The organism is Candidatus Cloacimonadota bacterium (genome assembly GCA_020532085.1).
Lineage (GTDB): Bacteria > Cloacimonadota > Cloacimonadia > Cloacimonadales > Cloacimonadaceae > Syntrophosphaera.
In genome coordinates this window covers 35807-49522 of the sequence record JAJBAV010000020.1, presented here as the reverse complement: position 1 = coordinate 49522, position 13716 = coordinate 35807, and the positions used below count along the sequence as shown (strand labels likewise).

Sequence of the window (13716 nt, the reverse complement as noted above, 5' to 3'; positions counted from 1 at the left end):
ATACACGTAATCCCGCCCGATGCACAGCTTGTCGTCGCGGTAGCTGCCATAGACCATTTCGTCGATGGTGCCGCTGTAGGTGGCGATGCCGTATTTGAATCTTACCTTCATGGCTTTGTCCTCCTTTCAATTTATTCGGGGAATACATATCCCCCTATATATAGTGGGTAACAAAAGTATCTGTTCCCCAGTCTATTTTCGCCCTGTAACCCTTGCCAGTTATGGCCTGTTTAACTCCCCAGAATGCCTCAAATATCGCTTGACAAATATCCGTCCGTCAATTTATGTGACCCTATATAAATCTTATCTACACAAGGAGGAAACATGTGTACAACATCGAAAATCAGGCCCTTCACACCCAACTGCTCCAATTCTTGTATGAAAACCGCCAGAGAACTGGCTCCAAGGTGCTCACAGCTTTGCTGGCCAATCCCGGAAGGTCGTTAACGGTGATCGACATCGCCTTCCGCATCTTCAAATATGACCGTTCTCCCTGGGAGCTGGAAGCCATAGCCAAAAACGCCTTCCACGCCATTCCGTTCTCGGACAAATACGCCCAGGGGCAATACATCGAACGCCTGAAATTGCTAAGGGCCAGAAAGAAAGCCGGCGACGGCCGCGTGGACTGGGAAATCAGCGGTCTGGCCAGGGAACTGCGCCGGATAACCACCCCCACCGGCGCCATCAAGAACGAGTACCCCGAAATGTCCAAGGCCTACCACTGCTTCAAAATGGCCCTCAACCGCCTCATCGCCCGCGCCAATACCCGCGATCCGGATTTGGCCGATTATATCCGCGACCACCTCAAGACCGGGCTTTGGTGCTGCTGGTATAAAAATACAAATCGTCGAAATGAGTGCAGAAGTATAAATCTCTTGACATAAAAGCTGCTTGATTTCAACGTACAAATATACAAGAAATCAAGTTAGGAGAATTACTATGGAAACAAAATGTAATAGTTGCGGGAAGGAAGGGGTTCCTATACTTAAGAAATGTGACCAGTGTGGAAATACAAATCTCAACATACCAACCTGGATGATTGTTGTAGGTGCTATTATTGTACTAGCGATTATAGGCTCTTTCTTACCAGATAGACAGACGATAAACGTTCAAAAAAAAGAAGAAATTAAGAACGAGAGCTCATCAAATTCAGGTAGTAAATCTGCTTCAACAAAAGGTGGCGACTTCTATGAAGTCAGAAAACCGTTAAAAAATGAAATCGAGATAAGAACGGGTCCAGGGCTACAATATCCTAATGATGAATCAGGTACTTTATCGCAGTATGAGTCAATATATGTCTTAGAAGAAAAGGATGGTTGGATAAGGTTTAGGGTAACGCCCAATGATGTTGGGTGGGAAGGGTGGATATTCAAAGAAAACACTCAGATTTCCGAAAATACGCAAAAGCAGGATAGCGATGAACTAGTGCTAAAACTTATATCTGAGGGCTTGATAACTGAAATCCAACCGACTCTAAATGAAGTAATTGTAAATCCTGCGACATGGGCTCAATTGTCCTACAGAGATAAAGAAACGGTTGGCGCCGCGTGTGCGGCTTATTGTGCCGAAAAGAAAGGAACCACAGCTGTTTGGTGCGATATTAAAGATCATTACACAGGAAAGAAGATCGCCAAATATAGCCAAAGCTGGGGATTCAAGGTTTATTAGAGCCGGTTTAACAACAATCGATTCAGTAGTAAAGACCTTAAATGAATAGGTACATTCTAAAGAAGATTGGACTATAAATATCAGCAGATACATGAGATTGTGGAGCCCTTGCAAAACAGGACTATGGTGCTGCTGGCATAGCGAAGCCAAAAAGCCCAAACGACTGAAAAACAACTGATTACGTCCCGGCTGCCAGGCCGGGATTTTGCTGTTGACACAAATCCCGCTACGAAAATATTATCACCCCACAAACACAGGAGGTTCATGGTGGCCAGAAAGAAACAGAACATTGAGGAACTGAAAGCCAAAGCGGAAGGCGGCGACCCCATAGCCCAAAACGAGCTTGGCCTATTGTATGCCAAAGGAGATGGCATTGAGAAAGATCTTTTCAAAGCTAAGAAACTATTCTACAAATCAGCGATACAGGGATGCGCAGATGCTCAATTTCATCTCGGATGGTGTTATGAATCCGGGAAAGGAACTGAGCCAAAACCTAAGGAAGCTTTTAAATGGTATCAAAAGGCTTCCAATCAAGAACATGCCATAGCACAGTATTTTCTATCACAATGCTACAATCGAGGTATAGGTACTAAGAGTGATAATGGAAAGTGGATTGAGTATCTGCGTAAATCTGCCGAAAACGGATATGGATACGCACAGCTCTTGTTAGGCCGGAATTGTTTCAATGGATATAGCAGCTGCCTGAATAAAAACGAAGCATATCATTGGTTCAACCTATCTAGTAAAAAAGGTTACGAGGAAAGCAGATTTTATATCGGAAGGTGTCTGATAGAAGGAATTGGAGTAAACCAAAATGTAGATAGAGGAATAAAATTCTTATCTGACTTGGCGACGAAAGGTCATTCACAATCTGCTATCTATTTGGGGTATTTATATGAAAAAGACGGTTATGTAAAAGCAGATAGAAAACAAATGGAAAAGTGGTACATGCATGACTATGAGCTTGGACAATCATGGGGTATGACAAATTTGGGGAAATGCTATGAAAAAGGCATTCTTTACGATATAAATATTGAAAAAGCTGTAGAATGCTACAAGTTAGCTGCCGACAGAAAAAACTATCAGGCGATGGGCAATCTAACGAGACTCTACAAACATGGAAAATTTTCTCTTAAAGACTCTACATATGTGATAAAATTGCTTAATGAAATGCATCAGATGTGTCCTGATCCTGATACAGCTTTCGAAATTGGTGAGTACTATTTTTATGGATTAGGCGTTGAAATAAACTATAATAAAGCATTTTATTGGTTTTCACATGGTGTTCCTGAATCCTCATATATGCTTGCTATTTGTTACAGATTTGGCTATGGCACTGTTGTTAGCGAGACAAAATCATATGAGCTTATGCATGAAGCAGCCAACTATGGCGATATCCATGCATTAAAAGAACTAACCGAGTATTATATTTACGGTATAGGAACAGCGCAGGATTACAAGGAGGCATACATTGTTGCAAACATCTGCCATGCGCAGGATCATAAATTGATTAATGATGATGTTTTAAAAGAACTTAAATCCCATCTGTCTGTTAAAGATATTGATGATGCTGAGAATCAAGCTTATGATAAATACAAGAATTTTGAGCCATATAGCCCTGGATATAACCTAAACAAAGTTATTCGCGAGAAAGAACTACCAGATGCAATTTCAGATGATACATTGTTTCATGAGATTGAACCATTTGACGTAGCCATTGACGAGACAGCAGGGAAAGGCAAGCTGCCAAAAAAACCGAAAACAAAAGAAGACCACATTGCTGAGTTCAAAGCCTGGAATGTTACCGATTTCAGCAATCTGAATGTTGTGTACAACCTGACAAAGAACTACCTCAAATTCACCTATGACGGCAAGAGTAAGTCAGTTACCACAATCGGCTCGACATCTGTGTTCTCAGTGAGATTCATAGCTATGATAGAAGCCTACTACAGGCTGTTGAACAAGGAATTGGACGTTGAAAGGTTTGGTCACAGCATAGGGGATCTATGCGGATCAAAATGCACTAATGATGACCTCAAAAACTATGTTAATGACGAGATGAGGAAAGTCTTCGGCATAGCATCAGGTGTTCAGGTCTTTCAGTTCAAAGGGGATAAACCGCACAAGTTTTTCACAACCAGGATGAAGATAGAGGTCATATAGGCATTCAGATCAGGGAAATTCTATCATTGATAAACCAATAAAAGTTTATCACGCCGGGTTTGATAAAAACTAATTTCACTTTTTACAATCTGTATCATTCTGCCTAACAATACGTTGATATTATCAGGAAACTGCGTTTATCACTGATGTATCAGGTGAGAACATGGTAGTGTGGGCCCTCGTTAGCGAGGGTACATCTAGTCATGGAGACAGAAATGATACCACAGACAACCCTTCCCGGTTTCGCCCCGAGCGAAGCCACTCCCAATTCCGCCATCACCCGCCCCGTGACGGTCGGAATGGCCGTCACAGCACCCGCCCTGATCGCCGAGCGCGACATTTCCTATGTAATGGACTGTGTGCGCCGCGGCCAGTTCGATAGTAAGGAACTTTGGTCCCTGCTCACCACGATCCGCTCGCTGCCTAAAGACCAGGCCGCCCTGGCCGCCGGGATGAAGAAGTCGCTACCCTGGTTCAGCGGTTCCACCTTCCACCGCCGCCGCGGAAACGAGTTCTTCAAAGCCGCCTGGTTCATGGTTTTCGACCTCGACCACGTTATGGTGATCGACGGCATGAAAAAAGCCGCCCTGGAAAAACTGCCCTTCCTCCGTTACGCTTTCCAGTCGGTACGGGACGGCGTGAAACTGGTGGCGGAATTCGCCTCACCTCTCACCCGGGAAGACGATTTCCGGACCAGCTGGAAATACCTCGCCCTGCGGATCCAGAAATCGCTTCAGACCGAGGTGGATTCTACTCCCGATCCTGCCCGCGCCTGTTTCCTCTCCTACGATCCGGAGCTGCTGGTGAACCACCACTGCCGCCCTCTGGACCCGAAGAAGACCCTGCGGGAGGCCCAGGCCATGGAGATGCTGACCAGTGCGCTGAACGGAACACCAGTTTCAACTGGTCGGACCGCCGGATTTATCCGGCAACATCCTCCCGCGGACCAGACCTGTCCGTCCTCGGAACAAAACCGGATGAATCCGGTGGACCGACCGGATAAATCCGGTGTTCCGGTTGACACCCCGATTCGTGTAATTCGTGGACAGAACCCCGACGACCTCTCACGCGCCACGGAGATGGTCCAAAAACTCGCTCAAAGGATCATCCCCTACTCCGACTGGTACAGGATCGGTTTGGCCCTCTACGCGGGCTTTGGAGAAGCCGGAAGGCCTCTTTGGAACCTCTTCCTGGATAATCCCCACTACCAGGACACCCAACGAGATATGGACGCCAAGTGGAATTCGTTCCGGGGTGTCCGCGAAATCACCCTGGCCACGCTGTTCGAGATCGGAGGCCGCTATGGGCTCTAAGAAGAACGATCTGCGCCAAACGCGCCACTCCAACGATCACAGCCCGCGGAGACACACATCCAAAGGAGCTCTGCGGAGGATCATAAAAAACCAGCGCCGCGGCAGAGTGCACATCGGTTCTCCCCAGCGTGAGTTCGAAGCCATCATTGGCTTCACCAAACTAGAAGAACAAAAAAAGGAGGAAAAACAACAATGCGTAGAGAACTGATAGAATTATTCGGCAAAAAGCCTTCCGTAAGCCTCAACCTGGACAAAGTCCCGCTGCTGCTGCGTGACTACATCAAACTAACCTCCAAAAGCACCGACTGCCATCCCGGCCTGTTGATCAGCGCCTGGCTGCCCCACATCGCCGTCAACCTCGGCAACCGGGTCTTCATGCTCTCCAACTCCAACCGCATCTATCCGAACATCTGGAGCTGCCTCCTGGGCCCCTCCTCGATATCAAGGAAAACCACGGCCATCACCTACGCCGGATACACCATCAAGCCGCACGAGGAACTCTACGAGGACATGCCCCTGGACGTGTACGAGGCGGAAACGCAGCTGCTCTCCAACGTCACCTACTCCAAGATGCTCTCAATGCTGTCCCTGAACGGCACCCGGCTCTTCATCCACCACGAGCTCTCCGCCTGGCTGGCCGAAATGAACAAACACTTCAATTCCGGCTATAAACAGACAATCACGGAGCTCTACGACGGCGTTTCGAAGACCGTGAGCAACCAGACCAAGACTGAAAGGATAAAAAAACCCGCCCTGAATATCTCCACCGCCACCACCGAAGCCTGGATGTATCGCAACATCCGCGAAAACTCCGACCAACTCGGCGGTTTCCTCCAGCGCTTCATCTACTTCGTGGTGCGCGACATCAACCTCGAGGACATCGACCTCGATACCAAGGAAGGCGAGGACCTGGAGGAACGTTTGGCCATTTACGAAGGCATGTTCAAACACTTCCGCGCCATCCCCGGCTCCCACAGGATCAGAATGTCCGATGAGGCCGTCGCTTTGCGGGATTCGCTCTACAAGGCCCAGTACAAGACCTGGTTCGCCAAAAACAACGACGACCTCATGAGCTACTTCACCCGCATCTATGACGGCTATTTCTACAAGTTCTGCGCCATCTTCACCCTGGTGGAAATCTGGGAGGAGCTAGGTGAGGCCATCCAGCGTGGCTGCTGCGAACACTTCTTCGAAGGCATCCGCGTCTCTGAGGAAACCGCCGCCCAATGCCTCTACCTCTGTGATTTCTACTTCGCCAACACCATCCCCTTCCTGGAGATCGTGAGCGAACAGGATAAGCTGTCCGGAGAACGGAAACTGGTCGAACTGCTGGTGAACAAGTACAATGGAAAGGCCAGGCATTCCGACCTGATGAACATGTCCCACATGAAAAAGCGTGAGTTCAAGGAATGTATAGACTCCCTGATAGACAGGGAGGCGCTCACGGTTGAATCATCAACTGTGTTCAAAAAACCAGTCAGAATCTACGTTGTGGACTCAAGCATCATGAAGGACAGGAACTGACAGGAAACATGATCAATTTGATCTGGTTGCTGAAGCAAGGGGGGGGCGTACCCCCCCCAGTTTTTCCATACAATGGAGGCGAATTCTGTTTAATTATTAGCCAACTCGTTGAGATGCAAGTATTTAATAATTAAACAGCTTAAAGTGGAGATGCTTATTTATTGTTAAAGGAATCAAGGATCCGCCCCCCCCCCTGGGAACCCACATGGCTCATTCAGTATGCCCAGAGGCCTCGGCACTCTTTCTGCGCCTCAGCCGCCAGAGTGCGAAAATATCTCAAGTCCTCAAAGGCGAATTTCTCGTATTCCCGGCTGTAACCCATCCGCATCATCTGGGCGTTCACGTATAATTTGTCATACTCCCTGTAAACATAGGCGAGAGTGCGGCCATATCTGTCCAAGTGATCTCTTCGGGCGTTGTTTTTGTCCAGTCTCAGGCGCACTGACTGGCCAATGATAAGTGACCTCAGAAAGTCCCTGGCTTCCGTCGCCATTTCCTTGTAGTATGGATCCGCGTCCCGCATTTCCGGCGTATCATAGCCCAACAGGCGCACCTTGAGCTCTCCATAGCTGTTGGATATCGTTATCGTGTCTCCATCATAAACATCCACAACCGTCCACGAGCCTTCCATCGCGAGAGGTCCGGACGGCAGCGCATCTGCGATGATCAAAGGCCCATTGTCTGGAAAGTTGGGGCCAAAGCTGCCTTCGTGGGCCAACAGGGTGTCCGCAAAACTGAATTCCCCAAGCCGGGGGGATTCTCGTTCCGAGCCCTCAATTCCGCGATCCAGCCCCAAACGCTTGGCTTTGTGCCACTCGCTTTCTTTGCAGGCATAGCCTCCGCACAGCAAAGCGGCACATAACAGCATCATCAAACAGCAGCGGAGTGGCGGAGCGGCCGCGAACCAACCTTTGGAGTTCCGCTTACAGAAATTATTTCGGTTTATTGTTCTTATCCCAGAGGCTTTTAATGGTCTTGTCGAATTTGGCCAGCACCTTGATTTCCACCCGCCGGTTGCCTTGACACGGATAATTATCCCGCTTTGGTTCAATCTTGGGATACAATTCCCCGTAGCCCACCGGGATGAATGCGATGCTGTCCCTGATGGCGGCAGGTATGTTGGCTTTCATGGCCTTGATCAGGCTGTTGGCCCGGTTCAGAGAGAGGGGATTGTTGGTTGATGGCAATCCGCTTGTGTCGGTATGTCCCTCAATGATCACTGAGTATTTTTTATAACGGAATATTTCATCGGTCTGCCCATCCCCCGCGTAGGCTTTCTGCCCCATGTATTCTCCGAACATCCTGCCCAGGTCACTGGCTATGGTTTTTCCCTTGGCAGAAAGCTTGTAGCCGTTAAGGCCGAATACAATGTCCGCCGGGATCTGGAAGGTCATGCTCAGCGTGTCCAGGGTTACGGACGCGTTCTGCGAGGTAAATTTCAAGAGGTCCTCGACATCCCTCTGGTCTGCCTCGGAGCTTTTGAACAGAGACACGTAGTACACCGAGAACAGGATCAGGAAGATGAAGAACAGTGAGGCGAAAATATCCACAAAACTGGGCCAGTAATTCAGCTCTTCGTTAGTCGCGGAGGTCATTTTCCCCGGTCCTTGTTATCCTTTTTCTCTTTTTTCACCCGGTAGATCCCCCAGCCTCTGAGGGAGTTGATGATGTTCACCAGGGTGCCGGTGGAACGGTCCACGGTCCCCAGGTATTTTTCCAGCTGTTCCAGCAGTTTTTGGTTGGCGGTGCTCAGTTGCTCCACCTGTTTCATCAGGGCGGGGTCATAATAGGCAATGTGGACGTCCCGCCTGTTTTCGACCACGTCGGTGAAGAGGGTTTTCAGGTTGCGGTCATAATCCCCGAAACTGAGCTTGATATCCTGCTGCAGGGATCGGGCTTCGGAGGTGATGCTGTCCAGGGTTTCCCTCAGGTTTTGGGAGAAGATGCCAAAATCCTGCCGTACCTCGTACACCTTGTCCCCCACCGCGCTGAACTGGTCCAGCTTGGAATTCAGGGACTCGGTGTAGCCCTGCACCGCCAGATAATAGTTGCCAACGTCGGTGAAGAGCTTGTTCATGGTGGTCACCACGCTGCTTTGTCCGCCCAGGATCTCCTGAAGGGGTTTGTGCATGCTGCCTATCTCCGCTTGCATGTTCTCGCCCAGGGCCACGAAGTTCTTCAGGTTTTCGCTGGCCAACTGCATGCTGGCCTGGAGCGCGTCGCTGGCTTGGGTGAGTTTGGCGGAAACATCGGAGATCACGTTCACCTGGGCCCCCTGCTGCTCCGAGACCTGCCTGAGGCTGGCCGTGTTTTCCTCCAGTTTGCCGGCGATCAGGTTGATGTGTTTCAAGGTTTCTTCGTTGGTCTTTCTCTGGCCTTCCACCAGGGGTTGGAACTCCGCGATGAAACCTTTGGAAACCCCCTCGAAACTGGCCGCGAAGCCGTGGATGGTATTCCGAAGCCGGATCACGGATTTGGAGAAGATATCATCCGTGTGTGTGCCGGTGGTGGCGGGCAAATAGTCCACCAAGAGCTTTCTCTGAGTGAATTCAAGATTCGCGTCGGCCTGCTTTTTCCACCTATTGGCAGCGAACTTCAGCCAGGTGGCACAGGCCAGGGCCATGAAGCTGCTGCTGAAAGCCAGACCCGCGGAGGTGATCAGGGACTGGATGGCCTCGGAGTCCATGGTGGTTCCACCCTTTTTGAAGAAGGGCAGGATACCCAGGATGATGCCCAGGAAAGTACCCATCAAACCGATTATGGGCAGGGTGTTGGCCGTGGAATTGATGGAGCCGAACGCCCTGTTCGTTTCCAGGGAAAGCAGTTGCATGAAATCCTCGGAGTACACCATCTGTCCGTTGCCCGCGCAGGCAGCCAGATAATCTGCGGCAGCGTGTTGCCGGAACTGGGGCGCCAATCCCAAGACCTCGTTTTCATCCTTTTTTGCCAAAACACTGCCCAGAAAAGCCACAGTTTTGGTCTGCTCAAGGATTTTTTTTCTGGCTTTTCTTGCCCTGTTCAGCGTGAAGGCTATTTCGCCGATCACGAACAGCACGATTATTACGATCAGCACTACCATCAGAGGATTGCCCTCAATATTCATGAATTCGCTCCTTGCTCATTATGGTGTTACAGAAACTTTCCCTTTGCGTTTGAAAACGTAATGCGCGCCCTGCCTCTCATATTCGGGGGGCTGATCCAGGCTGACTCTGGACGCGGTGTCGAACCCCGCGGGAAAACCCAGGATGTCCCCGTAGAGCATCATCATATTGGCCAAATTGCCGGGATTGAGGTTTTGGAAGTGCAGCAGGAATCTGCCTCCCAGCTTCTGAAGATAGAGTTCCGTGGGCCCCTCGGTTTCCTCCAGCCGCATGTTCCCCTCGTTGGTCTTGCGTGCCCAGATCCTATCGTCGCGGGGTTCTTCGTGTCTGGGTGCCGGCTGGGGTGGATCCGCCGGCTTTATCTGGGGCTCGGGTTCCGATATCCGCTCCTTATGCCAGGAGTTCTGAACACCCATCCCGCCGCCCCGTCCCCGGTCTTTGGCTTCAGTCAGGTTGTCCACCTGGCGCTGAAGGTCGTCCAGCCTCCAGATGATATTGGGGATCTTGCCAACATCCGAGGGATAGGCAACCGAATGGCTGGGCCGGCTGGATTGGCTGTGGTAATGCCGCGCGCTCTCCCGGTTGTCCCTGATCTCCCGGAACAGAAGGTAATAGAGCGCGGCTATGGCAATGCCAAACACGGCGAAAAGGCCGATGTAAACATAGTTCATGCCTGCCTCCTATGCCCGGGCGGAGAAGTATTTGTGCAGCTTGTGGATCACCGCCTGCATGCCCAGGATGAAGAGCGAACTGGTGATGGAACTCCGGTCGCGCAGGTTGTCCGTGGCTTTTTGCCTCACCTGGCCCACCAGCGTGTCCCAATTGCCCAGAAGCTCTCCCTTCAGGGCATCCAGGTTGCTCAGCGCGGGATCGTGCCTCAGAGCCCGGGTATAAAGCTCGGAACTCCCCAGGATGCCAAACAGGAGCTCGTGGAATTTGGCCAGCTCGGATCTGTTCTTGTCAACGGCCAGGATCCCTGCTTCTTTGGAGTGCTGTTTATCCAGTTCGCTGATCAGCGTGTCGCTCAGCAAAACTTTGGCACCCAGGCTGATGTCCTCTGCCAGCAGGGGTTCGTGGCTGGCCTTCTGGTTCAGCAGCGCTTCCTTGCCTTCGCAGAGGCCCACTGCCACCTCCCATTTCTTTTTGGGCGAGGGTATGAACCGCACATTCACCTGGTCGCCCAATCCCATCGTTTCCCGGAGGATCCGGCTGTAGATCCTGCTGTCGGAAGAGCAGATCTCGCTGCCGCCGCCGCCGCTCCAGCCAGCGAAGCGGGAGCCGTTGCCGGCCAGGCAGATGTCCACCGATTCCAGGTCCGGAGTAACGAAGCGCTTGCATTGCAGGCCGATCTCGTAGATCAGTGAGCTGAAGAAATAGAGGATCAGGAAATAGGCCTTGTAGAAGCGGTCGCTCTGTGTGTATTGGGCCAGTTGCGCGTCGGTGAGGGAATAGAGCACGTAGTTCAGGTGGGTTTGGAAATCGCTCAGGCCCTGGTACTGGCCGGCGATCTCGGGAAACTCGCGGACCACCGTGTGGTAGATCACGGAATGCACCCCGTTTCCGTCCTTGAAGCCCACCATGTTTTTACCGGCCCAGAGGCTGCTGTTCAGCAAAAGGATCTTGCCGTGGCGCCAGACCGAGATGTCCGAAGACCCTCCTCCGATATCGACCACGATGATGATCCCCGGGCTTTGCGCGGCCAGGTCCTGGGTGGAGTCGAAATACATCAGGGCGGCCTTGCTCTCGTCAGTGTGCCCCACTTTTCTGGCCCCTTCGAGGATATTGTGCCACATCACCTTGTATCTGTCCAGGTCCACTTCGGAGAACGAGCGCGGGTAGGCCCAGTAAAACTCGGCGCAGGCGGGGGTCACGTGTTTCTTGATCAGTTCGCAGCGCGCCAGGTTCAGCAGGATGTTCAAATACTCCCGGCTGGCGTTTTGGTTGATGATTTCCTGGTTCCATTTCAGGTCGGTCATCTCGCGAACTGTTTTCTGCACCCCCCGGGCGGGGAGGGAGTAGGGGAAATAGCGCTGCTTGGAGAAATTCACCGAGGAGTGCAGCAGCATTTCCGGGTTGGGGCAGTCCTGCTCCTTGATGATCATGGTGGGCAGCGGCAGGTTCACCACGTCCGCGGTGTTGGCTTCGCCCAGCGCGTTGGGATACAGATACTGGTTCAGCCCGGCCTTGATCAGGATGGGGATGCTTTCCTTGCTCTTCATCTGCTCGTCCGTGAAGGCCACGGTGGAGATGAAATCGCTGGTGTTGATGTTCAGGCCCTCAAACTGGGAATTGTATTTCAGCACTTCGGTTTGGCCGTTCACTCTGATGGCGATGTTGGTGTGGGAGGTGCCGAAGTCTATGCCCACGCGGGCTGGAACGTCGTCCAGATCGTAGCGGGGGAAGACCTTGTGATCGATCAGCAGGAAGCCCTTGGTGCCGCTCTTGTTGTGTTTAACGATCACATAGGTGGGCAGCTTGTCCAGCCTGGTGATCTCGATCTGTTCCGATTTGCGGGAGGTCTTGCGCTCGATGTCATGGTAATCCTCGTCCTTGTATTCCATGGATATGACCTCGGTTTCGGGATCGCTGAAGCGGTTGCCGTAGGTGAGGCAGTAATAGGGGCGGTTCCAATTGTCCGGATGCAGTTTGGGCCAGATCACCAGGTGGGGCAGGGGGGTGTTCATGTCCAGCGAGTCGAACTCCAGGATGCTGTCTTCCAGGTTGGTCTTGCCGTAGCTGTCTTTGTAGCGGCGCTCGATGATCATTTCTCTGCCGTTCAGCAGCGGGATCTGCAGCTTGATCTTCACGCTGTGGTTGTTTTCCTCGATCACGCTCAGGTGTCGGTCCACGTCCTCGGGGGTGAAAAATTCAAAGTACTTGTCCGAAAGCGGGGGCAGATAGCGGAATTCGTTGCTTTTCTTACCCAGCACCAGAAACTCGTCGTTCAGCTTGTAGCGGTAGCGGATGATGCAGGGCTGCAGAAAATCGATCTGGGGCAGCAGCCAGGGATAGCGCAGCTCCTCCAGGGGCAGAACGTCCCGGTCCAGAGCGGCCAGATCGACGGTTTTCATGTCTTCTTCGAAGGTGTAGCCATTGTAATAGGGTAATCCCTTCAGGTTCCCGGAGGCGTCGATCAGCAGCGGGGGTTGCTTCCCCGCGCTTTTGCTGGGTTTGATGAGGTTGGCGCTGTGGATCTGGTAGGGCTTGATTTTATCGAACAGGCCGTCCAGGATGTTTCCGCGGGCAAAGAGGTCAGAGGGGTAATAGGCTTCGCGGTTGGGGTCCTCGGTGTCGCTGTCGGCACAGATGCCCGTGGGGAAGGCGAAGGCGGCCTTAAGTTCCGGGTAGCTGCCCCTCTGGGTCAGCCGGGCCAAAAATTCCTTCAGGAACCATCTTTGGAACTCCACCGGCCTTTCCCGCAGGAGCACCGGATTCTCTTTGAAATAGCGCTTGAACACCTTGTTCTTCTGCAGGTTCAGCGGCGTGAAAAACAGCGTGTAGGGGCTGGTGCCGGCCAATACGAAGCGTTGGTTGCCCCGCTGGGCCATCAGCAGGGTCACCCGCACGTCACCCTTGCCCAGGCCTTCCTGGGGATAGAGTTTGCGCAGGATCCCCATGAATTTGTTTTCCGGATGGTCCAGGCTGAGGTGGATTTCCTCGGTGCTGAGGTCAAACTTGAACATTTCCTCAAAGAAGACGATCTCCAGCACATCCAGGATGTTGGACATCACTTCCTTGTGCAGCATGTGCTCCACGTTCATGATCGCCTCTTTGAACAGCAGCATCCTGGCCCAGGGCGAGGGGATGGAGGTCACGTTGATGCGGGCGTGTTTGGGGATGTCGATGCTGCTTTGGAAGGCGTTGAAATTTTCGCTGAAATCCACCCACTGTCCGGGGGTGGCGGTGTTCACTGTTTCTTTGTGGCGGGGCAGGAGCGGTCTGGCCAT

11 protein-coding genes are annotated in these 13716 nt (G+C 51.7%); 6 read left to right on the top strand and 5 right to left on the bottom strand.

The genetic code is table 11. The features are described 5' to 3' along the window. Positions 1 to 326: 326 nt before the first annotated feature. From LHW45_06660 to LHW45_06635, 6 genes are all read left to right on the top strand, one after another. Positions 327 to 884, top strand: coding sequence for a hypothetical protein (locus LHW45_06660; GenBank protein ID MCB5285255.1), 558 nt, complete (start codon positions 327 to 329; stop codon positions 882 to 884). Positions 885 to 939: 55 nt separating this feature from the next. Next, the gene (locus LHW45_06655) at positions 940 to 1668 is read left to right on the top strand and encodes a hypothetical protein (GenBank protein ID MCB5285254.1); all 729 of its coding nucleotides are present in this window, start codon (positions 940 to 942) and stop codon (positions 1666 to 1668) included. Between the two features lie 267 nt (positions 1669 to 1935). Further along, positions 1936 to 3831: a sel1 repeat family protein gene (locus tag LHW45_06650; GenBank protein ID MCB5285253.1), complete on the top strand. Its 1896-nt coding sequence runs from the start codon at positions 1936 to 1938 to the stop codon at positions 3829 to 3831. A 215-nt stretch (positions 3832 to 4046) separates the two neighbouring features. After that, a complete protein-coding gene (locus tag LHW45_06645) occupies positions 4047 to 5144 on the top strand; it encodes a PriCT-2 domain-containing protein (GenBank protein MCB5285252.1) in 1098 nt (365 codons plus the stop codon). Next, positions 5134 to 5352, top strand: a complete 219-nt coding sequence (locus tag LHW45_06640; GenBank protein ID MCB5285251.1) for a hypothetical protein — start codon at positions 5134 to 5136, stop codon at positions 5350 to 5352. The genes LHW45_06645 and LHW45_06640 overlap by 11 nt, the downstream gene beginning before the upstream one ends. Beyond that, positions 5337 to 6668 carry a DUF3987 domain-containing protein gene (locus tag LHW45_06635; protein ID MCB5285250.1) on the top strand — a complete coding sequence of 444 codons (1332 nt, stop codon included), beginning with the start codon at positions 5337 to 5339 and terminating at the stop codon, positions 6666 to 6668. Before LHW45_06640 ends, LHW45_06635 begins: the two co-directional genes overlap by 16 nt. Positions 6669 to 6882: 214 nt before the next feature. Here the strand turns inward: LHW45_06635 and LHW45_06630 are convergent, their stop codons facing one another. From LHW45_06630 to LHW45_06610, 5 genes are all read right to left on the bottom strand, one after another. Beyond that, a complete protein-coding gene (locus tag LHW45_06630; GenBank protein ID MCB5285249.1) occupies positions 6883 to 7539 on the bottom strand; it encodes a thermonuclease family protein in 657 nt (218 codons plus the stop codon). Positions 7540 to 7600: 61 nt separating this feature from the next. Further along, positions 7601 to 8263 carry a hypothetical protein gene (locus tag LHW45_06625; protein MCB5285248.1) on the bottom strand — a complete coding sequence of 221 codons (663 nt, stop codon included), beginning with the start codon at positions 8261 to 8263 and terminating at the stop codon, positions 7601 to 7603. Beyond that, the gene (locus tag LHW45_06620) at positions 8260 to 9771 is read right to left on the bottom strand and encodes a hypothetical protein (protein MCB5285247.1); all 1512 of its coding nucleotides are present in this window, start codon (positions 9769 to 9771) and stop codon (positions 8260 to 8262) included. The genes LHW45_06625 and LHW45_06620 overlap by 4 nt, the downstream gene beginning before the upstream one ends. Before the next feature lie 18 nt (positions 9772 to 9789). Beyond that, positions 9790 to 10440: a hypothetical protein gene (locus LHW45_06615; protein ID MCB5285246.1), complete on the bottom strand. Its 651-nt coding sequence runs from the start codon at positions 10438 to 10440 to the stop codon at positions 9790 to 9792. A gap of 9 nt (positions 10441 to 10449) precedes the next feature. Continuing rightward, a complete protein-coding gene (locus LHW45_06610; GenBank protein ID MCB5285245.1) occupies positions 10450 to 13716 on the bottom strand; it encodes a hypothetical protein in 3267 nt (1088 codons plus the stop codon).